A 25,929-nucleotide genomic window follows, 5' to 3' on the forward strand; every position below is an offset into this window, starting at 1 on the left:
TTGTTTTATGTAGGTAGATTGTTGGTTAACCCGCCCGTACATTGTTGGTTGGGTGGGTTTGGGGAATTTTATATAAGAAGTTGTTTGCCTTTTTTGTTGCTAGTTAATAAGTTTTGTTAAAAAGGTCTATAAGTACTTTTTTTCTAAATTCTTCGTATGCTTCTATCGCTTGATGATACGAATTTGTAGCCTGATTATACGCTTGCATGACTTCTTCAAGTAGTTTTACTAAATATACTTGTTTTTGAACATGCTTTTCCTTAATTATTACGGTTATTTTATGGCAATAATTATAGTGTTTAAGAAAATCTTGGTAATGATTTAAAAAATTAGCATATTCTGGCGATATCCCTTCGGCTTCAGCGCTTTCAGTCATATTTTTTTAGTAGTAATTAGATAGCATTATTTGTTCTCGCTTGCATTTGTCCATCTATCGTGAGTATGATATAATTTACCAAAAATATGTATCTATTTATACGTAATTGACTATTACAATCATAAATGACTGTAAGTTTTTGTGTTGAAACGGCGCCGTATGCTTTATACCAAGCGCTTAAATTTCTTTTTGGTAAACGAACTGTAAACTTAATTTGTTGTAAAAAATTCATATTGAATTAGTATTTCTTAATCTTTCATAGGATAGATATATATACATTATGTATATTTGAGTGGTATTATACAAACGAAACACAAATTCCTATTTTGTCCGGCAAAATTAATCTATAGAGCAATGTAATGCTTATGCTTAATGGTCTCTAACATTGATTCGCCGTTTCAATAGATAATATAAAGTGTTGCAAAAAATTTTAAAATAATTGTATTAGATAGCACTAAGTAATATCAATGAAACTGTTGCTCAATAAAAAGATTATTACAGCTTTTGTAACTGCAATCGTCTCCCTTGGTTTCTCTGGCTGGCTTTCATATAAAATTCCCGAAAAGTACAACACAGCAAACAATTGGGTAAAACATACTAGTAGAGTGCTTACTGAGTTAGAAGCAACACTATCAATTATCAAGGATGCTGAAACTGGACAGCGTGGATATACAATTACAGGTGATGAAAGTTACTTAGAACCCTATAATCAGGCAAATGCTGAAATTGATCGACGTATTGAGCAACTTCATTCCTTGACTCAAGATAACCCCAATCAACAGCGTAGAATAGCGATATTGAAGCCGCAAATAAACGCTAAATTTAGCAGGTTAAAGCGAACGATTGAAGTACGTCGAACGCAAGGTTTAAATGCGGCAGCGGCAATAGTAAGTGAAGGTTTGGGTAAGCAAGACATGGATGCAATTCGGCGGACAATTGCCGAAATGCAACAGGAGGAAAACAATTTATTTTTTCGTCGCCTTCAGGAAGAAGAAGCAGCTAGTAGAACTCTAAAAAAAACGTTTTTAATATTAATTTTCCTTGACATTGGGCTAATATGTTTAATTTATTACCTGGTTAATAGTGATATTGGCAAACGTGTGAAAACGGAATTGGCTTTGCGTCAAACTTCGACGCGCTATTCAAACGCTTTTCGTAATGCTCCTTTTCCAATCATGATACACGCATCCGATGGGGTAGTTGAGAAAATCAACACCACATGGCAGGAATTAACGGGTTATATGCAAGCGGAAATTTCCACAATCTCTGATTGGATAGAAAAGGCTTATGGACAGAAAAACCAATTCGTGCAACGATATATAAACAAGTTATATAAGCTTTCGGAAAATAATCACCAAGGTGAATGCTTAATTACCACGAAAAATGGTGAACAACGAATTTGGGATTTTAGTTCGGCGCCTTTAGGTTTGGCGCCAGATGGTAGAAAATTAGTATTAAGTGCAGCAGTAGATGTTACCGCACGCAAGCAAACAGAAGAAGCGCTCTTCTTAGCGTTGCAAAGGTTAAACTTTCATATCGAAAACTTATCTTTAGCTGTAATTGAGTGGGATAGTGAGTTTCGAGTATCTCGATGGTCGCATTCTTCAGAACAAATTTTTGGCTGGACAGCGTTAGAAGTTACAGGAAATGATTTTGTTAATGATTGGCAGTTTGTATACCCTGATGATTTAGAAGCAGTAATGGAAGTGCAAAATAAATTACGAAACGGTATAGAGCAACGTAATATATGTAGCAATCGGAATTATACAAAAGATGGTTCAATAGTGTACTGTGAATGGTACAATTCAACTTTAGTAGATAAAAATGGTAAATTAGTTTCGGTATTATCTTTAGTACTGGATGTTACCGCGCGCGTTCGACTGGAAACTGAGCGTGCAAAAGTTTTGGAAAGAGCGCAAGTTGCACGAAGTGAAGCTGAATCCGCTAACCAAATTAAAGACCAATTTCTTGCAATCCTTTCTCATGAATTGCGTTCCCCTCTTAACCCAATTTTAGGGTGGACAAAACTATTAAAGTCGCGTAAGTTTGATGAGGTAACTATAGCAAAAGCTTTGGATACTATAGAGCGTAACGTTAAATTACAAATTCAACTAATTGATGACTTACTAGATGTTTCACGTATTTTACGAGGAAAGCTAAGTTTAAATGAAGCAACCGTTGACTTAACGCTAGTAATTGATGCTGCAATTGAAACAGTGCAGTTAGCTGCTTCTTCAAAATCAATTCAAATCCAAACTCATATTGAAAAAAGTGTTATTCAAGTTAGAGGTGACATTAATCGCTTACAGCAAATTGTTGCAAATTTGCTTACCAATGCAGTCAAATTTACACCAAATGGAGGACAAGTTGAAGTTTCCTTGTCGGTTTGCAATTCTCAATCTATTCCCTATGCTCAAATTCAAGTACGCGATACAGGTAGAGGAATAAACCCAGAATTTTTACCATATGTATTTGAACACTTCCGTCAAGCGGATAGCAGCACCACTAGAAATTTTGGCGGCTTGGGTTTAGGATTAGCGATAGTTCGTCATTTAGTAGAATTACATAGTGGTACTGTAGTGGCAGAAAGTCAGGGAGAAGGACGAGGAGCAACCTTTACTGTAAATTTACCGCTAATTTCATCTGAAAATTTTGTTGCATCAAACATAAACTTTCAAGCAATACCTAGTTTAGAAGGTATAAAAATTTTAATTGTCGATGATGAAGCTGACACCCGCGAGTTTTTAGCTTTTTTACTCCAGCAATATGGGGCAATAGTAACAGTAGCAGAGTCTGCAGCAGGCGCCTTAGATAAATTTTCAGACATATTGCCAAATATATTACTAAGTGATTTAGGAATGCCAGAAATGGATGGTTATAGTTTAATTCGTCAAATTAGAAATATGCCTATTGAACAAGGAGGACAAATTCCTGCAATTGCGCTAACTGCTTTTGCTGGAGATATAGATAAACAGCAAGTATTAGCAGCAGGTTTTAATCGACATATTGCCAAACCTGTAGAACCTATCGAGTTAGTAACATTGATAGCAGAAATATTAGAAATACAGTAGTGAATTTATGGAGTTAAATTCCCACCTGAAATTATCATCATTAATTTGTGAGAATAATAATTACTTTTACTACTTATAATAAGTATAAGTAATTTCTATTACTTTCCAAAGTTTTCCCAATACTGCTCGGTTAAGGAGATAACGTAGGCTGAAACCCTTATAATATTGTTGTTTATGATGCCGAAAAAAGCTTAACCGAGCAGTATTGAAAGTTTTCCCTTCTTACTTGAATTTTCTCAAATTCAACTATAAAAATATATCTTTAGATAGATGATAAAATTAAAACGTTTATGGATAGGGGTTTTGCGAATAGTTTGAAGAGCAGGATAATCTATATCTAAAGAAAGACCCCTTCAATATATCAAATGACATATAAGTTAGAAAATTATTGCTTTCGTAGTAATTTATGGTCAACATTACTTTGTGATAAATTGATTTTGACTGCTAATTTTTACGAAATTTATTTTTCAAAAAAAATGATAACTCAAGATAAAAACTACATGGATGTGTTTGCTTCATCATCAAAAGCTTCAAACAAGCATATTTTGATAGTTGACGATAATCCAGACAATATTATCTTACTTGAATACATGCTTGAAGAAACTGGATGCCAAATAAGCACTGCCTATTCTGGGAATGAAGCATTGGCAATCATAGAATCTCATCCACCTGACTTAATTTTTCTTGATTTAATGATGCCTGGTATGAGTGGAATTGAAGTAGCATGTTGTATTCGGCGGAATCCATATACACAAAGTATACCGATTGTGTTAGTAACAGCTTATATGGACGATGTTGACTTGGAAGATTATAAGCTCTTTAATGAAAGGCTAGCAAAACCAATTAATGAAAACAAATTATTATTACTGTTAGATTTATTTATTAGTAACAGAGATAATTAACTGATTGAATTTAAAATTTTTTCCTAAAGGCGCCTAAGCAGCTCTGTCCCGCGTGATAAATTTTTCATCGAATTGGTACAAAGTGCAACGGTGCGGAGGCGCCTATAAATATTTTGGACTGCGCGCTATAAAAGCTTTACCTGCACCTGTAAAAGTCAAAGTTATTTGATAACGAAAACTTTTCTTAATTTTCCGTGAAATCACTTAAAAGAAATATCATTATTAAAAGAATATATAAAGTTATTTTTAAATTCCGAAAAATCTAGCATTTAAATTAGTAAAATTACGTAAGAATTCCGATCTCATCTATTTTTGATTATTGCTACTTTACATAATAGATATACCTAATGAAGTTTCGATTAATTCCGTAAAAATATCTAGCCGTTTAGAAATAAGCGGATTAAATTAGTATTCACACGGAAAACAAATAATAAGAGATACACATTTAATATGAAAGCTACTGCGATTGCTTGTCTTATTATCACTGGGATTGGAGCTACTGTTATTGCAAATTCTGCACCCGCTCATGCTGCTAGCTTCAGCACATGTACCACCAGCCAATTTAATATTGCAGATAATGTAACAGGTACATCTAGTTGCCAAATTAGCAATGATTTTAACCAAGACTTTCTAAATACTAACCCTTCTACAGTCAACCAAGCTGGATTTTTTGATTTAACTAACTGGGAGTTCGGTGGCAAAATTGGCGAAAATTCTGGTTATGGTGGCACAGGTTCAGGACAGTCAGGAACTTGGGATATATCCAGTGTGGTTCAAAACTCTTGGAACAATGTTATGCTGGTCTTTAAGTCTGGACAAGGAACAAATCTTGTTGGCTATAAGGTTACTGATGGCATAACTTCTGGAAGTTGGATTTCCCCTTTTGAACAAGCTGCATTCAATTTCAATAGCAACGGTAGTAGAAATGTATCCCACGTTAGTGTTTACTATACCAAAGGCGCCAAACCACCAGTTACTTCAGTTCCAGAGCCAGGTACTATAGTTGCTTTAAGTTTGTATGGTGGTTCAATATTAGTATCGCGTCGTCGTAAAAACCAAACTGTCGGCTAACAATTTATTTACCGCTTCTGAATGCGTGCATTCACGAATCGCGCGTCGCTACTCCAACTTTAGTATTAGGCGCCTTCTCCATTAAAAGTATTGCTACAATTCAAGCTTTATTCTGATGTGTAAGCTCAAGGGAGATTCATATTATATAAACATGAAAGCGAACAGCAAGTGCTGCAAGCTTTCAAATGTAACAAATATACTTAATGGAGTAATGGTTATGAATAACGAAATTAACGCAGTTGAATTATCTTTTGATGAACTTGACACTGTATCTGGCGGTTTGGCTATTAGCTTAGGTGATATTGGTGGTTTTGCATCAGATGCTTCAAACACCTTTAAACAGAAGAATTTAACAGTGGGTCAACAAACCTTCGCGGGTTCTGGTGGCAGCTACACTGCTTCTGTTACTAACTTACAAGAAATCGTCAGCACTGCTGGTCAAGCAATTGCTATTAAGTAATTATACCCCCTTCAACCTCTAATTTCTTCTGGGATAATTTTGTACGGCGCCACTAATTTAAATGTTGGCGCCGTTTTTAACTGCTTTTTATATTATTATTAATACTATCATCCTAAGATTAGTAAACTTTGGGGCATGTCAACTAATAATCGTCGCGTTGTTAACCATTGGCGCCTAAGCAAAACTTCAGATAAACCTTTACCCACGTGGACAGGATGTATAAATACATTGACAGTATAATGCACGTGTTGTTACATACCTGTCTTTACAGTTCGTTACATATAACCGCAAGAACAAGGATGAGTTCTTAGTCAAGCTGTGTCATTTATCCTCCAAGCGGGACTGCATAAAGCGCTACTTTTGTCTTAGATTTCAATAATTTGTGATTGATTGACTGTTTTGGTCGATTACTTTGTCGTAGTGTCACATATTCGATTGCGAGATTGATGGTATTTTATTTAGGTACAAACTCCTTTATCCCAATCGCAATACAAGCTATGACACTCAATTTATATTTACTGCGACATGGAGAAACTACTTTTAGTCAAAGTGGTAATTTCTGCGGTGAAACTGACGCGGAGTTGACTACAGAAGGGATGCAGATGGCAGAAAGTTTTGCTGACGTGTATCAAAAATTGAAGTGGTCTGGCGTTTATGTTAGCCCAATGAAACGCACAATTGCAACTGCCAAGCCATTTTGTGATGCTATTGGTATGGATATGCAGTTGCGTGACGGACTTAGAGAAGGTAGTTACGGCTCTTGGGAAACTAAGAGTAAATCCTTTGTCCAAGAGAATTACCCAGAAAATTATCTAAAATGGTTGACAGAACCCGCTTGGAATGCGCCTTTATGTGGAGAAACTGCGGTAGATATTGCTAACCGTTCTATGCCTGTAATTGCTGAAATTCAAGAAAAACATCCTCAAGGTAATGTTTTAGTAGTTTCCCATAAAGCCACGATTCGGATTATGCTTTGCAGTTTACTGGGAATTGATTTGGGACGCTATCGCTATCGGGTCAATATTTTGGTCGCGTCGGTAAGTATGGTTAAATTTGACGTAAATGGTCCCTTGTTAGAAATACTAGGAGATCGCCATCATCTACCCGATCATCTTCGCTCTCGCCCAGGAACATAACGGGGAACTTAGCGTGCTAAATTTGTGCAAAAAATAAGCTTGAAACTATTGCTGGAATTGCATTACAGCTATTATCACTTTCAAAAAGCCAAGATTGTTGAGATTTGGACTATAAGTGCCTGTAAGCCTTGATTTTAAAGAAAATTATCAGTTGTAGTTAAACAGTTAGCACGCTATGTACGAAAGAACCATTTTTAGCAGCTTTTACTTGTTCTGTAGCTTTTCTAAAATTTTGGGTTTGACTGGACAAATGTAACAAAATTGCTATAATTTTAGGCTCTTAGTCTATATTTATGCTATTTTGCTGAAAAATGAATAAGTTAATAATACGATTGCTCCCGTTTATTATTCCTTTTTTAACAACGATTATTGTTTGTAAGTATTTACTTGCACCGAATATTGCAGTTGCTCGTACTACTAATGTAGATAACGCATCTCGGAATAGTACTGAGTATTTATTTAGACATAATTTATTCCATAGTCCTGATGACTTCCTAAAGGGTAATACATTATCGGAGTTGGGTCGATACTATGTAAAAGTACCATTTAGGCGCCGACCTATGTCAAGTAATCAAAGTTTGACTTATCCAGTTAGCCGTAAAGTGAACCAAGTTGATAATTATCATGGTACTGAGGTTGCTGACCCATATCGCTGGTTGGAAGACCCTGACTCGAAAGAAACTGCTGCTTGGGTTGAAGCTCAAAATCAATTGACTTTTGGCTATTTGAATCAAATACCATATAGAGAGAAGCTTAAGCAGCGTCTCACTAAATTATGGGATTACGAAAAATATGGCATTCCTTTTAAGGAAGGAAGTAACTATTTTTACTTTAAAAATGATGGACTGCAAAACCAGAGTGTTCTTTATACTCAAAAAAGTCTTGATACTGAAGCAAATGTATTACTTGACCCGAATAAGCTTTCTGCTGATGGAACTGTAGCACTTTCTGGTTTATCGATTAGTGATAACGGTAAATTTTTAGCTTACGGTCTTTCTACTTCGGGTTCTGACTGGCAGGAGTGGAAAGTTCGCGATATTGAAACAGGGAAAGATTTAGATGACAATCTCAAATGGATTAAGTTTTCCGGCGCCTCATGGACAAACGATAATAAAGGCTTTTTCTACAGTCGTTACGATGAGCCAAATCAAAAAACTAAACTTGAGGATGTTAATTATTATCAGAAGTTATATTACCACAGACTAGGTACGCCACAATCTGAAGATACTTTAATTTATGAGCGTCGCGACCAGAAAGAATGGGGTTTTAGTGGTAAAGTTACGGAAGATGGACGTTATTTAGTTATCTCCGTATGGTTGGGAACTGATTCTCGAAATTTGGTATTTTACAAAGATTTAACGCAACCTGATTCTAATGTGATTGAGTTAATTAATAAATTTGAGTCAGATTTTAGCTTGGTTGATAGTGATGGTCGCGTTTTATATTTTCGCACCGATTTAGAGGCGCCGCGCGGACGAGTAATTGCAATTGATACAAAAGAACCAGCAAGGGCAAATTGGCGCGAAGTAATTGCCCAAACACCAGAAACGCTCGAAAGTGTGAATATCGTCAATAATTTATTCGTTGCTGACTATCTTAAAGACGCACGTAGTCAAATCAAGATTTTTGATATCAACGGTAAGTTTGTTCGTGATGTTGAATTACCAGGTATTGGGTCAGTTGGGGGTTTTGGTGGTAAACGTACTGACACCGAAACGTTTTATAGCTTTACTAGCTTTACGGCGCCTGGTACTATCTACCGTTACGATATGATAACGGGTAAAAGTAAAGTATTTAGACAACCTCAAGTAGATTTTAAACCTGATGATTACGAAGTTAAACAGGTTTTCTATACGAGTAAAGATGGTACTAGAGTTCCAATGTTTATTACCCATAAAAAGGGTATTAAGCTAGATGGGAATAATCCAACATACTTATATGCATATGGTGGGTTTAACGTATCGCTAACACCAAGCTTTTCTGTCAGTAACTTGGTTTGGATGGAAATGGGTGGAGTATATGCTATGCCTAGCTTACGTGGAGGTGGTGAGTATGGCGAAGACTGGCATCAAGCTGGAATGAAGCAGAATAAGCAAAATGTATTTGATGACTTTATTGCAGCAGCAGAATGGTTGATAGCTAATAAATATACAAAATCCACTAAACTAGCAATTGGTGGTGGCAGTAACGGTGGACTTTTGGTAGGCACCTGTATGACACAGCGTCCAGACTTATTTGGCGCCGCACTACCTGCTGTTGGTGTAATGGATATGTTGCGCTTCCATAAGTTTACCATTGGTTGGGCATGGACTGCCGAATATGGTTCACCAGATAATCCAGAAGATTTCAAAACATTATACGCATATTCGCCACTACACAACCTCAAACCAGGTACAGCATATCCAGCAACCTTAATAACCACAGCAGACCACGATGATAGAGTTGTACCAGCACATAGCTTCAAATTTGCCGCAGCATTACAAGCAGCCCATAAGGGTTCGGCACCAGTGTTAATTAGAATAGAAACAAAAGCCGGACACGGAGCAGGCAAACCAACAACAAAAATTATCGAAGAAGCAGCAGATAAATGGGCATTTCTTACGCGCGTCTTAGACATGAAGATGTAAGATGCGTGAAAGCTTCCAAAAAATAAATTAATATCTTGTGGGATGGGCATCCTTGCCCGTCCTGATATTGGAGGTGCCTATTTGTGAACCACGGTTCACATTTTACGTATATTTAGAATTAAATTGTATTATTTGCTACAAAAAATAGCGTCTTACAAGCGATGAGTCGTAAGAGCAGGACAGAGACTAGCTTAAAAACTTTTATTCATATTTTCAACTTAGCTGCATAAACTAGCTTTACCAGACATATCTAGGTTTAGAGAGAGATGTGAGGTTAAAAAACTTACATTTCTGTAAACAATAGATTAGGTAATAATTACTATGAAAAAGCTTGCTATTCTCTGTTCGGCAATCGCATTGACGTTAATAGGTAACGTGGCTACACATGCAAAAGTAACATCTCAGCCCACTGTACAACAAAATTCTAACATTCCCACAAAAGTTGCTAACCCAGGAATGATTATTGCACAGGCTGGTAATCTAACTGGCGCCTGGAATTGTAACGATGGTGGTGTTTATTTTATTCGCCAAGTTGGAAATCAAATATGGTGGTATGGTCAAAGCAGTGATGGTGGACAAACTTGGTCGAATGTGTTTCAAGGAACGATTACAGGTAGCAGAATAATTGGTAGTTGGGCTGATGTTCCCAAGGGTAGTATAAGAGGTTATGGTGAAATGACACTTAGAATCTCAGGTGGACGCATTCAAAAAATCTCTGGTGGAGAGAATTTTGGTGGTAGCGTCTGGAGTCGTTAATTCGCTCGCTCACGATTAATTTGTGAACCGTGGTTCACATTTGTAGGGTGCGTGAAAGTCATTACAGTTACTCAATGTAACGAAAATTAAACTGCTTTCACGCACCCGAACAGAAAATATAGGTGGCGCCACCCTTTGGATACCTGGCTCCTGATCGAGCGTGTTAAAATGTCCCATGAGAGTCGCTTAAAATAAAAGAATTTTATGCCTGCTCAATCTACGCTCTTAACAAGCAGATTGATTTTGCGCCCATTAACTCATGCAGATGCACCGTTGATTCAAAACGTGGCTAGTGTTCGTGAGATTGCTAATACGATGATTTCTATTCCTCATCCGTATCCTGATGGGGAGGCAGAGCAATACATACAAAGACAAATTGCAGAGTTTCAGGCAGGACATTCTGTTTCATTTGTAATTGAGCGCAAATCTGAAAAAGAATTTTGTGGAATTATCGAAGTCGAGATATAGAACGAGAACATTCTCAGGCAGAATTGAGTTTTTGGTTAGCGGTTGGTGTTTGGGGGCAAGGATATATGAGTGAAGCTTTAAAACCCTTACTTCGTTTTGGATTTGAAGACTTAGGTCTTAACACGCTTTACGCTTACCATATGATCAAAAACCCAGGTTCAGGTAAAGTATTGCAGAAAAATGGGTTTGTACAAGAAGGGATACTACGGCAACGGGTACGGAAGTGGGGAGTATTTGAAGATGTAAAGTTATGGGCAATTCTTCGGAAAGACTGGCAAGATGAAACTACTTATACTCAAAACGGTTATAATTTGACTTTTTAACATGCATAAAAATATTTAAGATGCTACCCTGCCGGAAAACTACGTTAACGTACCTCAGCATGACAGTATAAAAATATTTAAGGTGCCAAATATGACCCTGAAGACCGATATGGGTATTTAAGGCGCCTTTATATTTAATATTTTGGTGGTGAGGATTAGTTGTAAAAAATAAAATAACCTCGGTTGACTTCCGAGGGACTTTCTTCAAAGAGTTGCTGGTTCTCTAAGAATTTCAAATGTTTCTCCGTTGATTGTCAATTCATCGGCGCCGTTACTGCTAGCAACTGCTTCTGTTAATATTCTGGTTGCCCACTCTGTTAAGTTAAGTCCTGATGATTTAGCGATGTCTTGCATTTCTCGCTGCAAGTACGCTGGAATGTGTAAGGTTAATGCGACTGTTTCGAGTGAAGGTATTCGGGAGAGTTTTAACTCTGGTTCACTGTTACGGTAAGTCCAATACTCACATTCATGCGCGCGGGTTTCGCCATCTTTTTCCAGAAAGTTTAATTTACCTAACTGGTAACAATAGAAGTTTTCTTTTTCTTCTAGTAATTCCGGACTACAATTCAAACAGTTCCAACAACTTCGTATTGGTGTACTTGGTGTACATGATGATTTTGGCTGTGTATGTCCTGCATGTGATGTTGCTGTGTCTACACTTTGAGGTGTGTATGATTTATGCTCTGTTCGTGATTTTAGCTTCTTTTTGCCTTTACTCCTATTCGATTCAGAGTTGTCGTTTTGTTTTTGGTATGCTTTTACTACTTGAATGATGTGGGTTGCTGTGATTTTACCGTTCGGCGCCGTAGAAACTGCTTGTTGCCAAACTTTTTGTTGTTCGGATGGTGGTAATGCAGTTAATGGACGCGCTTGACGTTCGTTAGCGGGAAGAATTTGTGAACCGTGGTTCACATTTTCATAAACCGCAGCAGCATCTATCAGGTAGTAAGCGGAACGTCGGGACATTTCCCAACGGTTGATGCAATACTCCTCGAAGGTGTCGTAACATTGCCTATACAATCGCTTATCGCGCAGTATACGCAACGCTTGTCCTATTTCCCAAAATGCCCGCAAACCTCGCTGAACGGTTGATTCTAAACTTTGTAGCTCTAGAACTTCAGCTTCGGAAAGCGCTTCTGGGTTGTTGGTATTTATTTGGTCTACATTACTATTCGGAGTTGAAGCAACTGCTAATTCTTGCTCACCGCCACTAGATAGTTGAAAAGTTGCACAGGAAGCAGTAAAGTCTAGATGTTCCATCGATATCCTTTATCTCTGGGTTAACGACTGCGTTATTGTTTATTTATCCATGAACTATCCACGGCGCCAGCACTTACTGTCACCGCTTTGTCAACGCTCTATACATATTCCGATTATATTGCACATGCAATAAATAATATTGCACAAGTTCTGTGCTTTATGCAAACTTTTTACGTTTTGTATTGATTTTCCGTTCAAGGAATATAGGTAATTAGCCTTTTTTGTTTGTAGTTTCGTTTAAATTTTGCTCAAACCCTTGTAAATACAGGAGTTATACTTTTAAATAGGGTATACAAACCTTATAAATCTAAGAACGTGAGCGCTTTACCTCAACTGCTACTCAAGCGGGGGTATGGTCGGCTTTACATTAAATTTGCCTGTTATTGAAGTTACCAAGGTAAAAATTGTGACTGCCACATCTGTACCATCACTCATACAAGCGCGCCAAAATCGACTAGTTCAGTTGATGGAACAGCTGTTGCAAGATGGCTGGACTCAAACTGGAATAGCTGAGTTTATTGGCGTAGAGTTTACAACGGTGTACCGCTGGGTAAAGGGGAAGACCGTTCCCGAACCGGAGTCTAGGAACTTTGAGAAGTTAGCCCGCTTGAGTGGCGGAACTTCTCAAACGCTGCAAAAGTATCTAGATGGTGAAATAACTTTATCGGTATATCGTCAAGGTGTGGCAGGTAGGATGATGACTCAAGTAAAAAAGCGCTCGTCGAAACCCTCGAACGAGAAGATAAAGCAAGAGGTTTTAGCGAAAATTCGCTTGCTCGAACCCGCAGAAATTGCTGAAATTATTTCTGTCACTGCTGCTTTTCTAGCACAGCAAACGTAAAAAGTTAAGAGTTAGGAGTTAGGAGTTAGGAGTTAGGAGTTAAGAGTTGGGAGTTGGGGGAGGGGATGCGACCAGTTAGTTGGCGAAAGCTCTTGGTTGGGGAATTTAGTTGGAAAAGGCTAGTAAGGTCTGCTGCTCTTATATATTTACTTTTTGCTGTTTTCGTCTATTTTCGGGCTGACAGTATGATTTTCTTACCTCAGCCATCTAGTTATCAAGACACAAAAGAGATTATCAAGCTTAAAAGTCGAGATGGTATTGAGCTTTCAGCGCTGCATTTAATTAATCCTGCCGCAAAGTACACTATACTCTATGCTCACGGCAACGCTGAAGATTTGGGAGATATTAGGCAAGTACTAGAGAATCTAAATGCATTAGGTTTTAATGTATTTGCCTATGACTATCGTGGTTATGGCACAAGCCAAGGAACCCCCTCAGAACAGAATGCCTACAAAGATATAGATACTGCTTATAACTATTTAACTCAAGTTTTAAAAGTGGCGCCACAAAATATTATTGTATACGGGCGTTCGGTTGGTGGTGGTTCTGCTGTAGATTTAGCAAAGAGAAAGCAAGTAGCTGGTTTAGTGTTAGAAAGTACTTTTACTTCAACTTTTCGTGTTAAAGTTCCTTTTCCAATTTTACCGTTTGACAGGTTTTCCAATATTGACAAAATCGATGATATTAAAGCACCTGTACTAGTTATGCATGGTAAAGAGGATAATGTGATTCCTTTTTGGCATAGTCAACAGCTTTTTGAGAAGGCGTCATCACCAAAGCTGAGTTTGTGGGTAGAAGGCGCCAGTCATAATGATTTTACATATGTAGCTGGGAGCCGTTACGGTAAAGTTTTAAAGGAATTTATTAACCTAATTGAAAAGTAGTTTTATACGCTAACCTATCCTAATAACACAAGATATTGGATTGGCAAAGCGAGGAATTATATATTTAGTTATTTGTGTATCATTGCTAAGTAACGGATTTAGTAAACCGTAAAAACACTGCTTTGCACTATCCTGCTAAAATTAAGATGGTAAAATGCACAGTTTTTAATGTAGCATTTTTTACTAGTTTTAACCGTACTGTTAGATTTTGAAATAATTTGGGTACTCTTAGAGAGTAATTAAATAATCAAATAGTACTCGAATATTGAAACATTTAAAATCTAATTTAATAATTTTAAGGATTAATTATAGATTATGCAAGTTTGTCTAGTTACAGGTGGTAGTTCTGGTGTTGGTCTAATGACTGCTGTTGGTTTAGCTAAATTAGATAATCATGTACTTATTGCTGGCCGTTCTGCAAGTAAAGGCTCTAAAGCTGTAGAATATATTCGTCAAACTACTGGAAATTCAAATGTTGAATTTCTTTCGCTTGACCTGGCTTCTTTAGATTCTGTTCGCAATTGTGTTAACATTTTTATCGCAAAAAAATTACCATTACATATATTAGTACTTAATGCAGGTATATTTAATCGCCGAGGTACAACAAAAGAAGGTTTTGAACTAATTTGGGGAACTAATTATCTAGGGCATTTTTTGCTTATACATTTGTTATTTGATATTATGCAAAAATCTGCTCCTGGTCGCATTGTCATTGTAGCTTCAGATTTAGGATTACGACCAAATGATATTAGTTGGGATTTATTAGTTAAAAAAACACATTTGAATTTTCTAGAATTATATTCTGTTTCTAAATTTTGTTTATTGCTATTAACACAAGAGCTTTCTCAAAAATTAGCTAACTCTCAAGTGACTGTAAATGCAGTTCATCCAGGATTTGTACAATCTAATATTACTATTTGGCATCGACTAAGTAAATATTTAGGTATCGGTATTTCTCCAGAAAATGGTGCATATAGTACTCTTGTTTGTGCTACCTCACCAAAATATTACAGTATCACTGGGCAATTTTTAGACAATCATGCTCAAGAAATTACTTTACCTTTAAATGTGCAGAATAAAGAATTATCGCAAAAATTGTGGGAGAGAAGCTTATTGTGGACAGGTTGTAATGAACCAATAAATAAACACTCAATTAGTTACGATGGTAGCGATGGAATTTGGGGACCGTATAAGCTTAGTTTAACTAGACAAGAGATGGCTGTAATTCAAGACGAAATACTTTACAATCTTTTGCCAAATTACTCTATTAAATTGTTGTTAAGTCACTTAATTAGAGCGATTATTAAAAAAGATTTTGGCTCAATTATGATGACGTTATCACAATATTTTTTTAAAAGTTTTAGTATGGAAAGGCACTTAGATTCGCCTGTAATTATGCAATTATGTCAAGATGAAAAATTACTAGAAGAATTAACAACACATTTAGGAGAAAATTTTTTGCTATGGAGGTCTGAAATTTGGGCCAATTATCCTGCTCAGAAAATAATTCCTTATTGGCATCAAGATTCATACCCTTACTTGATTAAAAGTCAATCTAAAAATATTTATGCTTATATCGCTTTAACAGAAATTAATGAATATAATGGTTTTGAATATATTCCAAAAAAATATCTTCAAAATTGCTCTATAAAAATTACTGACCCTTTCAGTGGTAATAAGTTTTTTGAAATTCCTGAAGAAGTTACAAAAAAGGCGATTCCCGTACTGTTACAACCAGGTGAATTTATATTATTTACTGATGAGCTTATACATTGTTCTTTACGCAATAATAGCGGTAAAGTAAGAATCGCTTTAACTCTAAGATTAACTCAGTCAGGTACAAAAGTTTTACAGGGTTATACTTCTAATTATTACCAACCAATAACTTTGCACTCAAAAAATAGCTAACTTTATATTTCTCAACTAACCTCAACGACTCTAATTTTTTGACACAGCTTCTATTATATCCGCACCTTTGCTGGCGCCACCCAAATGTGGAGCTTTAACTCACCGGAATGCACCAGTCCGAGAAACCGGGCATAAGAGCGAAAAATTTTGCGCGCGTACCTTTAATTTGTCGTACAGAAGCCCGGTTTCTTAGGCTTTAACCAAGAAAAATTAGACACTTAAGTATTGGCAACCAGCTTATGCTACTAGCGGATGTTTTTATAGCGCTGGAAATTTACTTGCTGCGTTGTCTAATACTAGTATCCAATCGTTGCCTCGTCCTTTGGTTGGTGGTGTGAATTTTCTGGTTTCTGTTTTGGAAAATTCTTCTGCTTTTGTTCCTTTTCCTTGACGTGGATTGTACCACTGAGCTTTGATTCGATTGCCTTTCATTTTTGATAGTTTAACTGTAATAGGGTTTCCTGTTGGTGTGTAAATAAATGCAAAGCTTCCATCATCGGCGCCTGCTGCTCTTATATCTTCTGTACCGTTTATAATAATAGACTGCTCTGGTACGAGTTTTGTATAAGGTCGAGATTCAAATAATCGTTTTAAATAACCCATTTGGGTTGCCCCTGGTTGTGCTAATGCTTTTTTCCAAGGTGTTCTTGCTGCTGATATCGGGTCTCTTGTTGGTTGCCACATCTGCCAAATGTTATGGTTCCCGTAAGTGTGACCACAGGCGCCTGCTAGCATTGACCAATAGGCAGCTTGCCTAACATCAAAATCATCGAACCAACCATTTTCTGGTTTCCAATTAATTGGGTGGTCTTCATAACATGGTTCTCCGTCAAGTGTGGGTTTTGACGGACTTAAAAGATAGTTTTGTGATGTAACTTTATAATTGGGTATATTAATAGCCATGTGACCCGATTGGAACATGTTAAAGTCAAGCCAATCATCATTATGGAACCAGGTTGCTGAATTTGAGCCACCCTGTGGATGGTAGGTCATTAAATGATTTCCTGTATCTCCCTGTTTTAACCCTTTTGCCATAGACCGAATTATAGCTAAGTGATTATCGTTCTCAGGGCTACGGTCTCCGCCTAGAATCCATATAATAGGCTTGTTTCTATAACGTTTGCCAAGATAGGCGCCGAAAGCTTCAGCATTTGTGGGTGTAAATATTTCTGGACCAACACCCCATAGCTTTTTCCATTTATCTCCCCATGTTGGTAACATTCCTATGTAAAGCCCTAGTTTTTCGGCTTGATTTACAATGTAATCAACATGCTGAAAGTAAGCTTCATTAGGTTTGGTAGGGTCGTTATCTTTTAGCGGCAGGTTTCCGTAAGCGTTGGGTTGCCTAAGTCCATCAAGTTCTGCTAAAACAACAGCTTGAATGACGGTAAATCCTTTGCGGGCACGGTCTTGTAAATATATAACTGCCTCTTCACGATTTGCTCGATGGAATAGTTCCCAAGCTGTATCTCCAAGGTAGAAGAAGGGCTTACCATTTTTTTGAACTAAAAAACGTTTGTTTTGCTGCACTCTGAGAGTTTGTCCTGCTTGAGTTTTTTGTGAACAAGATACCGACAAAGCTATCCCTGAGCAGAGACTGAGAAAAGTACGTCTAGTTAAAGGTTTGTGCATCTTTTTAAAGGATTCGTCGCATTATTAATTAAAGCGCAGGGTAAAGGTATTGATGATGATTTTTTTGTGAAGCTAATAAGTTAAATGTAACTTCAAGCGTAGAAGCATCTCTGACTGATGGGTGATTTGGCGCCAGTTAAAATTGAATATTCTTGTGTGTATGGATGGCGATAAATATTAATTTTGAGGAATTTGAACGTGAAACGCTCTAATGTATCTAAATTTTTGGGAACTAGTTTGCTAGTAGCTAGTTTGGTAACTGTACCTGCTACTATGCGCGCTTCTGCTCAGACTGGTGATACCAATACAACAACAACTACTACCGAACGCATAGTTGTGAATGATGCTGACCGCGCAACTGATAATAATTTTGCTGATGGTGACTGGGGATTAATGGGTTTACTTGGTTTATTTGGTTTACTAGGTCGTAGAAGTAAGAAAAACGTTGAAACTGTTGCTTATGATGACCGGGGTACTGTTGGTACTTCTGGTACCCGCGTTCGTTAATTTGAACGTGGTTATATAAAGATGGGAATATATAAGAGAGACTGTACATGTACGGTCTCTCTATCGTTTATTATGGGAACGCGCATTAAAATGCCTGGTCGAGTTAGAGTTGGGTTTAATTTCGTAGTTGGTTATAAATAGTTCTTTACCTTTTTTGGCGCCGTTTAAATTTGGCTCTATGTATTGTAGAATAAAATAATGTTTGCTAGCCTGCTTATAGGCAATAAATATATAAGGGAATCAACTATGCCTTCTCCCTTTTTTGGAATGAATCCCTATTTGGAGCATCCATCTTTATGGTCGGGTATTCACCATAGATTGATTACCGCGATTGCCAATGACTTAGCTCCCCACATTCGACCTAAGTATATTGTTGCTGTTGAGGAGCGAGTCTATCAAATCAGCCCAGAGGAATCTCTTTTAATTGGTGTTCCTGATGTCTCGGTACAACGTGTACAAAAGGCAACTAATAGTATTGATTCCAGTGTTGCGGTTGCTGCTGCGACTGCACAGCCAATAGAAGCAACAATTCCCATACCAGAAATTTTAACCGAAGGTTATCTAGAAATTCGCTCAGTAGAAACTGGGGAAGTTATTACAACCATTGAGATTCTCTCGCCTAAGAATAAGCTATCAGCCGTTGGTCGCCTACAATATGAAACTAAGCGGCAAAGTGTGTTTAGTAGTTCCACTCATTTGGTAGAAATTGACCTACTCCGTCAAGGAAAACCAATGCCAATTTTGAGTCCAAAAGTTGAGAGTAATTATCGCATTTTAGTCAGCAGGAGTGATACTCGTCCAAAAGCGGAATTTTATGCGTTTAATCTTCCAGATAGAATTCCCCAGTTTCCTTTACCCTTACGCTCAGAAGATACAGAACCTGTGGTTGATTTACAAAAGTTAGTGCATGAAATCTATGACCAAGGAGGATACGACCTTAGACTTGATTATAGTCGTCAACCAATGCCCAACTTATCAGAAACGAATGCTGCTTGGGTTGATAAAGTGTTGCGGGAGCAAGGATTAAGGTTGGGTTAGCACAGTGGTATTTTCTCGTGGTTGACAAGTATTTTTTTTTATATCAATATACTACCCGTTTCGGAATTAATTGCACGGGGATGGTTAAATGAGTCAGCGTAGGGAGTATTTAAAAGCAACTTCTCTTTATCTCAAAACAAAACTTCTTCCTTCTTTCTTCTTACGAGCGTTCAACGCCTAAGTAATTACCGAAATAATGTAAGATTTTCTTAGTATTATGTAGGCGTATTTTATAATCATGGGTATAGGTGCAGTTGCAATTGGAAGAAATGAGGGGCAGCGGCTAGTGCGCTGTTTGAAATCGCTTATTGAGAACCTTCCACCAGGGACACCAATAGTTTATGTTGATTCGGGTTCTACTGATGGTAGTGTGAATATGGCAATATCTTTGGGTGTGAATGTTGTAGAATTGGATATGTCACGTCCATTTACGATGGCACGAGGATATAACACTGGGTTTAACTATATATGTGAGCATTTTCCATTTGTTGAGTACGTTCAGTTCATTGATGGTGATTGCGAAATGCTTTGCGGATGGATAGAGCCAGCGTGTATGACCTTGAGCAATAATATTGAAATCGCAATTGTTAGTGGTAATTTGCAAGAACGGCAACCTGAGTTATCTATATATAATCGTCTTGCTCAAATGGAATGGAATACTCCGTTAGGGGAAGTTAATGCTTGTGTTGGTATTGCAATGATGCGGGTTAGCGCGCTGAATGCGGTTAATGGTTATAATGAATCGCTGATTGCCGGTGAAGAGCCAGAAATGTACTTCCGTTTACGGCAATTAGGGTGGAAAATTTGGCGTATTGATGTTGATATGGCAGTACATGATGCTGCTATGTTTAAGTTTAGCCAATGGTGGAAGCGCTCAATGCGTTCAGGATGGGCATTTCAAGAAGGTGTGGTAATGCATGGTTCTCATAATGAAAGATTTTGCGTTCGTCAAGCGATGAGTAATTGGTTTTGGGGAATTATCCTTCCATCAGGAGTATTATTAATGCTATGGGAAACATCGGGTTTAAGTTTGTTGTTGCTGGTGGCTTATTTTTTGTTATTTTGGCGTATATATAAATATCGCATTACTCAGGGTGATATACACGAACATGCGCGATTGTATGCATTTTGGTGTGTTTTATCAAAATTTCCCCAAGCGATAGGACAGTTGAAGTACTGTTGGAATCAATGGCGCAATCAACAAGCGACTTTAATTGAATACAAATGATAAAAAACACTACAAGCACTGTTAATTGCTGGCTATTGACCAGATGTTTTTCTGACTATATTGAGGAAATTATGTAAGATTTTGGAGTGGTTATCTTGGCGCCAAACTATCACCATTTGAAACATCGGTACATTTTCGATGATTTCTCGATACACAAGACCAGTGGCTGGTTTTATTTATGCGACGAGCGTAGATGTGCTTCTGTTGTGATTGTCCTTTTTAAATGGAACGGGCAAGGATGCCCATTCCACAAGAGATGATTTTACTTTTGTTTAAGTTTTAGAGAATTTCAAGTAAAATAGGGTTTAATTATCTATTTACGGCGCCTCGTACTAGAATGACTGTGCTTTCAACACCGGATGCTATTGCTTCGGGTATGTTTCCGTTTATTGCTTGTTGTAATAGTCCTTCGCGTGAGGCGCCAATAATTACTACGTCGTAGTGTTCTTTGTTTGCTAGATTAATTACTCCTTCACTAACTGAGTCTGATTTTATAGGTTCTGCTATGACGGTACTCTGAAGTTTTCGGTTACGGATAAGTTGACGTATTGCTTCTTCTAATACTTTCATATCTGGTTTGTCTTCGCTTGTATTAAAAACTCTGGTTAAACGAATTTTTGAGTCTTTACCTAATGTGACTAATGCTGGTAATAATTTTATTGCTAGCCAAGCGTTTGGCCCTCCTGCCATTGGTACTAACCAATTGTTGAATTTAAGTTCGGGTGTATGAGGTGTTGGTAATATTACGGTATTTGAAGAAAATTCTGGGGGTTTACCTGTTTTTACATATTCTCGTATGGAAGCTGAGATAAGTTTGGATTTTAAACTTTTTGGTTTATATTCTTTGCTTACCCCCAGTTTGACAAGCACTACTTCACAACTCGCTTGTCTAATTACTGTGTCTACTACGTTACCAAATATACGTCCGGGTGTGGAGGTGCTACCTTTCCATCCCATTAAAACAATGTCTATATGACGTTCGTTTACTGTTTCTAAGATAGATTGAGAAATGTCGTGTGCTACGCGAATTTGCGTATGAATGGGAATTTTTGATTTTTTGCCTAGTGCTTCGACTTGACGTAACAAACGTCTACTTTTTGTTGTGCGTACTTCGCTTTCTGATGGTGAACTATAACGAGGAACGATTACGGTTTGTACACATTCTATTTCGTAGTGTCGGTCGCGTGCAATCGCTATTGCCATTTTAATTAATGTTACGGCTGTTTCTGGATTTGCGATTGGAAGTAATAATCTTCCTCTTCCTACACTTGGGGAACGTGTTTGATATACAACGTAAGATGGTTCGGGTGTTGGGCCTGTTTGGGGGTTTTTACAGTTGAGATGGTCTGCTTCTGCACGAATTATATCCGCGCGCGTGATTATTCCAATTAGTCGGCGCCCTTCTACTACTGGTAATCTACTAATTTGATAGCGGTCGAGTAAATATAGTACATTACTTAAAGTATTTTTGGGTGTTACCGATACTGGTTGCGGTGTCATTATTTCTCGTAATGCTTGCTCGTGCGATAAACTCAATTCACGCACTTTTAATAAATCTGATTGCGTTACAATTCCTACTAACTTTGATTCTTCAACTACTGGAAATCCTCGATGGTGTGACCGGGAAAAAGCTTGAATCGCTTCTTCTATCGTTATATCCGCATCTAACGATTCAACCCGACTTTGCATTACTTCTCTTGCTGTTAATCTTGTTAATAATCCTTCAGGCGCCTTTGCTTGTTCTATATCTATACCGTTTAATTTTAAAAGCTTGTCGTATAATGACCCAGGCACTAATTTCTCGGCAACAAGATATGATGTAACTGCACAAATCATTAAGGGTAATACTAAAGTAAAATTGGTCGTCATTTCAAATACGATGACGATGGCTGTTATGGGAACTTTGGAGACACCGCTAAAAAATGCCCCCATCCCTGCTAGGGCAAACGTGGTTATCGAACTTTCTCCTAGTAAATAATATTGACATGCCCCAACTAAATGCCCCAAACATGAACCTAATATCAAACTTGGCGCAAATAATCCTCCTGGGGCGCCGGAACCAAATGCGACTAAAGTTAAAAGAAACTGCGCTGCAAATACTAGCAAGGCTAATGGCGCATCGGGTATATTTGGTTCGTTTGGTTCATTTGCTCCGATTATAAATTCCCGTAAACCTGTGTTATCACGAAATGACTCTGGCAGTATTGCTATGACTATTCCAGAAAATAATCCTGCTAATGCTACACGTAAAGGTAAACTAATATGCAATCTACGGTATAGTTTAATACTATACACTAAGCCTCGATTAAAAAATGCCGCGAAAACACCTGCGAGAATACCTAGAAGTAGGTAAAAAGGGATATCTATAAGGGCAAAAGTACTGAAGTTTTGATTTGTGCTGTAAGTAGCTTGGAGGTCGAGTTGTAAAGTACCACCACCTAATAACCTTGAAACAACTCCGCCAATAAATGAAGCGATGATAGCGGTTCCGAGTGTGATTCCTGATAAATCTTGAAGTAGTTCTTCTACTATAAATAAAACTCCCGCAATTGGGGCGTTAAATGCTGCTGCTAGTCCTGCACCTGCACCTGCTGCTATCATTTGGCGCCGATGGTCGGGTGAAGTTGGAACTAAGCGACTTAATGCTGCTGCAAGTCCGGCGCCAACTTGTACTGTTGGACCTTGGCGCCCTAGTGTTAAGCCAGAACCAATGGCAAGTAGGGCGCTAACTAACTTTACACAAGCTACTCGTAATGATAGTTTAATTGGAACATTCGCGAGTGATGCTTTAACTTGGGGAATTCCACTCCCTGATGCTTCTGGCGCCAATCGCTCGACAAGGAAACCTGCCATAAATCCAAAAAGGGCGCCGACTACTGGAAGTGCTATCCAAGGTGGTAACAAGTGCGATGTGTGAACTCGCCATGTACCTAAAGCACCCGAACCTAATTTCAACAGTACCGCAGATAGCGCAGCAACTAATCCAATCAGCGAAGCTTCGGCTATCGCTAAACCTCTTCTTGGTTGCAATAAATTGCGAAACCGTTGAGGAAGAACCGGAGAAGCCATAAAGTTTGTTGGTTAAAAGGGGAAAACCCTGAGATTAAGTAATGTGTAAATGATAGCTTACGAGTCGTTGTTAACTTTTGTTGTAACTGATAATCCCTCTACAATCAAAGAGGGGGTATAACATGAACCATTCCAATCAGCATCATTACCTAAAGATACGAGTTGTTTTAGGGCTGTGTAAACGTTTCCTGCTACCATCGTATCTTTGATTCGACCCGTAACTTCACCATTTTTGACGTAGTATCCTAAATCAACGTTGACAGAAAAATCACCAGATATTCCACTGGCGCCTCCGAGCATTTGGTCTACAATTAAGCCAGAGTCTAACTGAGTTATCAATTTTTGTAACGGCACAGTTCCTGGCTGAATTAAAAAGTTAAATAAACCAGGAGTTGGATAACTGCTCAAAGTTGGACGAAAGCCATTACCTGTACTGTTTGTACCTAAATTGCGTCCAGTGGCACGGTCGCTATAAAAATTCTGTAAAACACCATTTTCAATAAATACTCTTTTCTGTGTTGGTGTACCCTCATCATCGAATGGACAACTATAAGGACCAGCAATAGGGTCTTGATATATAGTTAACTGAGCATCCATTACAGGTTGACCAATTCGCGAAGCCCACGGTGAAGCTTTTTCTAATACACGTTTACCGTTGAGTGCAGCTTGTACGGTACCCCATAACATATCCGCTGCTTTAGATGTAAACAAAATTGGTACCCGTCCACTTGGTAACGTCACATTTTCTTTTGCCCAGTCTAATCTTTGAATAATTTGCTGTGCTATTTTTTCTGGGTGTAAACTATCGCGATTTGTTTCACCATCAGAAACACTCAAAAAATCTTCGCCTCGTACCCACTCACCCGATAAGTAACAAGAGAGTGTAGTGTCGGTATAGCAACAATCTAATCCTTCCGTGTTGACAATACGTGTCGTTTCTGAATCGCATTCCCAATCACCATTACACAAAACCTCTGGATAAGCATCACGGATAATCGCAATAGCTTCTTTCCCCCAATCAACTAGTACAGATAAAGGTACAGATGAACCAACATCTCCAAAAACTGGTTCGTTAACTTGTGCTAACTCTATAAGTTCGGATGAATTAAGTAGTGATGAAGCAAGCGCGCGTTCTACCATTGCTTTGGGGTCAACCGAACCGTATGCGACAGTTAGTCCTGGACAACCATTGTGCCACAACCGTAATACAGTGCCTTCTGAAGAACTTGTTTCGATTTGTTTGAGTCGATTTGCCTCAAAAAATACTGGTTGAGATAAAGACCGTGATTGATACACCTCAGCATCCGATGCTCCTGACTTGATGGCAAGTTCTAAAAGTTCTTCAGGAAGAGGTAAAGGTGGAAATTGATAAGGCGCCATGATTTTTATTAGTTAGGAGTGAGGAATGAGGAGTGAGGAATTAAGAGTCTAAATTCTGCACTCCTAACTTCTAACTCCTAACTTCTAACTTCTAACTCCTAACTTTTTACTCCTAGATCACTTTACGGTAGAACGACATCTTGCAAAAGCCAAAATCCTGCAAAAGATTCTGATTCGGGACTTGACTGGACGCCAATAAAATGCACTCCCGAAGCTTTTTGTTTGGCTGCTTCAAATGAAGAAGCTTCGCTTTGCATTTGTGGTGTACGAGTGCTTGCTAATACCCAACTTTCGGTGGCGCCTGTTTCTAGTACCAATCTTCCGTTCAAACTAGGGTCAAATCTTAAAGAAGCTAATTCTAAACCTGACATCCAAGCTGCTAATGGTAATGCTCGTCCTGAAAATAATAAGATACCTGGAATTTTGGTTGAATCTTCAATACCAATCATAGATAAAGGAAATGCTTCTCCAAAACCAATATCCCATTCGGACATTTCCGCAAAATCACTCGCATTTAATGTTACAAATCCCCATTTTTCACTTTCTAATGCATCGGGTAAACGCTGTGGTATAGGAGCATCTAGACGTACCGATGGATTAGTGCCTCCTTGGTATCCAGGTTCATTTGGATACACTTCTTCCATTCTAAGTTGGAGCCATTTATATAATACTAAGATACGCCGACTTGGTTGCACGGCAATTCCCGCATCAGTACAGGCTTTGGTTATCATATTATTCATTTGGCGCCGGAAGAAGCGAATGCGAACGGGTGGACTTGGTGCTTTTTCGACCGCTTCATTAATTGCCACCCGTAACCACCCTGAGTTTACTTCACTGCTAGGGCAATATTTCGCGAAACGAAACAAAGATTCGGGATTGGCGCTAACATCCGTAGGACTCTCACAAATCAACACTTCCCATACTTTTTTTTGATTCTCATCCAAAATTGGCCGTGAGTAGAAATCTAGTTCCCAAATACTGCCCATGCTAAT

The 25,929-nt window shown here is 38.1% G+C and carries 22 protein-coding genes; 15 read left to right on the forward strand and 7 right to left on the reverse strand.

Annotation, left to right across the window (positions count from 1 at the left end; translation table 11 throughout):
* Positions 1-103 precede the first annotated feature (103 nt).
* Positions 104-376: a hypothetical protein gene (locus tag DSM106972_RS44405; RefSeq protein ID WP_127086704.1), complete on the reverse strand. Its 273-nt coding sequence runs from the start codon at positions 374-376 to the stop codon at positions 104-106.
* A 16-nt stretch (positions 377-392) separates the two neighbouring features.
* Positions 393-608 carry a hypothetical protein gene (locus tag DSM106972_RS44410; RefSeq protein ID WP_127086705.1) on the reverse strand — a complete coding sequence of 72 codons (216 nt, stop codon included), beginning with the start codon at positions 606-608 and terminating at the stop codon, positions 393-395.
* A 235-nt stretch (positions 609-843) separates the two neighbouring features.
* Between DSM106972_RS44410 and DSM106972_RS44415 the strand changes: the two genes are divergently transcribed.
* From DSM106972_RS44415 to DSM106972_RS52895, 9 genes are all read left to right on the forward strand, one after another.
* Positions 844-3,447, forward strand: coding sequence for a CHASE3 domain-containing protein (locus tag DSM106972_RS44415; RefSeq protein WP_127086706.1), 2,604 nt, complete (start codon positions 844-846; stop codon positions 3,445-3,447).
* A gap of 476 nt (positions 3,448-3,923) precedes the next feature.
* On the forward strand, positions 3,924-4,349 hold the full coding sequence (locus DSM106972_RS44420; RefSeq protein ID WP_186538617.1) for a response regulator: 426 nt from the start codon (positions 3,924-3,926) through the stop codon (positions 4,347-4,349).
* A 450-nt stretch (positions 4,350-4,799) separates the two neighbouring features.
* Entirely contained in the window at positions 4,800-5,420 is a 621-nt protein-coding gene (locus tag DSM106972_RS44425) for a PEP-CTERM sorting domain-containing protein (RefSeq protein WP_127086708.1), read from the forward strand.
* Positions 5,421-5,637: 217 nt separating this feature from the next.
* Positions 5,638-5,880 carry a CTB family bacteriocin gene (locus DSM106972_RS44430; RefSeq protein WP_127086709.1) on the forward strand — a complete coding sequence of 81 codons (243 nt, stop codon included), beginning with the start codon at positions 5,638-5,640 and terminating at the stop codon, positions 5,878-5,880.
* Between the two features lie 497 nt (positions 5,881-6,377).
* Positions 6,378-7,016, forward strand: a complete 639-nt coding sequence (locus DSM106972_RS44440) for a histidine phosphatase family protein (protein ID WP_127086710.1) — start codon at positions 6,378-6,380, stop codon at positions 7,014-7,016.
* A gap of 560 nt (positions 7,017-7,576) precedes the next feature.
* The gene (locus DSM106972_RS44445) at positions 7,577-9,643 is read left to right on the forward strand and encodes a prolyl oligopeptidase family serine peptidase (RefSeq protein ID WP_127086744.1); all 2,067 of its coding nucleotides are present in this window, start codon (positions 7,577-7,579) and stop codon (positions 9,641-9,643) included.
* A gap of 321 nt (positions 9,644-9,964) precedes the next feature.
* The gene (locus DSM106972_RS44450; RefSeq protein WP_127086711.1) at positions 9,965-10,399 is read left to right on the forward strand and encodes a hypothetical protein; all 435 of its coding nucleotides are present in this window, start codon (positions 9,965-9,967) and stop codon (positions 10,397-10,399) included.
* A 204-nt stretch (positions 10,400-10,603) separates the two neighbouring features.
* Positions 10,604-10,867, forward strand: a complete 264-nt coding sequence (locus DSM106972_RS52890; protein ID WP_201800866.1) for a GNAT family N-acetyltransferase — start codon at positions 10,604-10,606, stop codon at positions 10,865-10,867.
* The gene (locus tag DSM106972_RS52895; protein WP_201800867.1) at positions 10,840-11,190 is read left to right on the forward strand and encodes a GNAT family N-acetyltransferase; all 351 of its coding nucleotides are present in this window, start codon (positions 10,840-10,842) and stop codon (positions 11,188-11,190) included. Before DSM106972_RS52890 ends, DSM106972_RS52895 begins: the two co-directional genes overlap by 28 nt.
* Positions 11,191-11,394: 204 nt before the next feature.
* Here the strand turns inward: DSM106972_RS52895 and DSM106972_RS44460 are convergent, their stop codons facing one another.
* Complete coding sequence (locus DSM106972_RS44460; protein ID WP_127086712.1) at positions 11,395-12,450, reverse strand: hypothetical protein; 1,056 nt, start codon at positions 12,448-12,450, stop codon at positions 11,395-11,397.
* Between the two features lie 352 nt (positions 12,451-12,802).
* Between DSM106972_RS44460 and DSM106972_RS44465 the strand changes: the two genes are divergently transcribed.
* The 3 genes from DSM106972_RS44465 to DSM106972_RS44475 all read left to right on the forward strand — a co-directional run bounded on the left by DSM106972_RS44465 (position 12,803) and on the right by DSM106972_RS44475 (position 16,083).
* Positions 12,803-13,291 (forward strand): helix-turn-helix domain-containing protein, encoded by a 489-nt coding sequence (locus DSM106972_RS44465; RefSeq protein WP_083605055.1) that lies wholly within the window; start codon positions 12,803-12,805, stop codon positions 13,289-13,291.
* Positions 13,292-13,356: 65 nt separating this feature from the next.
* Positions 13,357-14,175 carry an alpha/beta hydrolase gene (locus DSM106972_RS44470; RefSeq protein ID WP_127086713.1) on the forward strand — a complete coding sequence of 273 codons (819 nt, stop codon included), beginning with the start codon at positions 13,357-13,359 and terminating at the stop codon, positions 14,173-14,175.
* A 315-nt stretch (positions 14,176-14,490) separates the two neighbouring features.
* Entirely contained in the window at positions 14,491-16,083 is a 1,593-nt protein-coding gene (locus DSM106972_RS44475; RefSeq protein WP_127086714.1) for an SDR family NAD(P)-dependent oxidoreductase, read from the forward strand.
* Positions 16,084-16,341: 258 nt separating this feature from the next.
* Here the strand turns inward: DSM106972_RS44475 and DSM106972_RS44480 are convergent, their stop codons facing one another.
* The gene (locus DSM106972_RS44480; protein WP_233787321.1) at positions 16,342-17,715 is read right to left on the reverse strand and encodes a glycoside hydrolase family 140 protein; all 1,374 of its coding nucleotides are present in this window, start codon (positions 17,713-17,715) and stop codon (positions 16,342-16,344) included.
* A 198-nt stretch (positions 17,716-17,913) separates the two neighbouring features.
* Between DSM106972_RS44480 and DSM106972_RS44485 the strand changes: the two genes are divergently transcribed.
* The 3 genes from DSM106972_RS44485 to DSM106972_RS44495 all read left to right on the forward strand — a co-directional run bounded on the left by DSM106972_RS44485 (position 17,914) and on the right by DSM106972_RS44495 (position 20,488).
* Positions 17,914-18,222 carry a WGxxGxxG family protein gene (locus tag DSM106972_RS44485; protein ID WP_127086715.1) on the forward strand — a complete coding sequence of 103 codons (309 nt, stop codon included), beginning with the start codon at positions 17,914-17,916 and terminating at the stop codon, positions 18,220-18,222.
* A 246-nt stretch (positions 18,223-18,468) separates the two neighbouring features.
* Complete coding sequence (locus tag DSM106972_RS44490; protein WP_127086716.1) at positions 18,469-19,260, forward strand: DUF4058 family protein; 792 nt, start codon at positions 18,469-18,471, stop codon at positions 19,258-19,260.
* A 238-nt stretch (positions 19,261-19,498) separates the two neighbouring features.
* Positions 19,499-20,488, forward strand: a complete 990-nt coding sequence (locus tag DSM106972_RS44495; RefSeq protein ID WP_233787322.1) for a glycosyltransferase family 2 protein — start codon at positions 19,499-19,501, stop codon at positions 20,486-20,488.
* 309 nt (positions 20,489-20,797) lie between these two features.
* Here DSM106972_RS44495 and DSM106972_RS44500 read toward each other — a convergent pair whose 3' ends face one another.
* The 3 genes from DSM106972_RS44500 to DSM106972_RS44510 all read right to left on the reverse strand — a co-directional run bounded on the left by DSM106972_RS44500 (position 20,798) and on the right by DSM106972_RS44510 (position 25,923).
* The gene (locus DSM106972_RS44500) at positions 20,798-23,557 is read right to left on the reverse strand and encodes a chloride channel protein (RefSeq protein WP_127086718.1); all 2,760 of its coding nucleotides are present in this window, start codon (positions 23,555-23,557) and stop codon (positions 20,798-20,800) included.
* Positions 23,558-23,614: 57 nt separating this feature from the next.
* Complete coding sequence (locus tag DSM106972_RS44505) at positions 23,615-24,937, reverse strand: TldD/PmbA family protein (RefSeq protein WP_127086719.1); 1,323 nt, start codon at positions 24,935-24,937, stop codon at positions 23,615-23,617.
* 122 nt (positions 24,938-25,059) lie between these two features.
* A complete protein-coding gene (locus tag DSM106972_RS44510) occupies positions 25,060-25,923 on the reverse strand; it encodes a Tab2/Atab2 family RNA-binding protein (RefSeq protein ID WP_127086720.1) in 864 nt (287 codons plus the stop codon).
* Positions 25,924-25,929: the final 6 nt, after the last annotated feature.

Origin of the sequence: Dulcicalothrix desertica PCC 7102 (assembly GCF_003991905.1) — a bacterium.
Taxonomy (GTDB): Bacteria; Cyanobacteriota; Cyanobacteriia; order Cyanobacteriales; family Nostocaceae; genus Dulcicalothrix; species Dulcicalothrix desertica.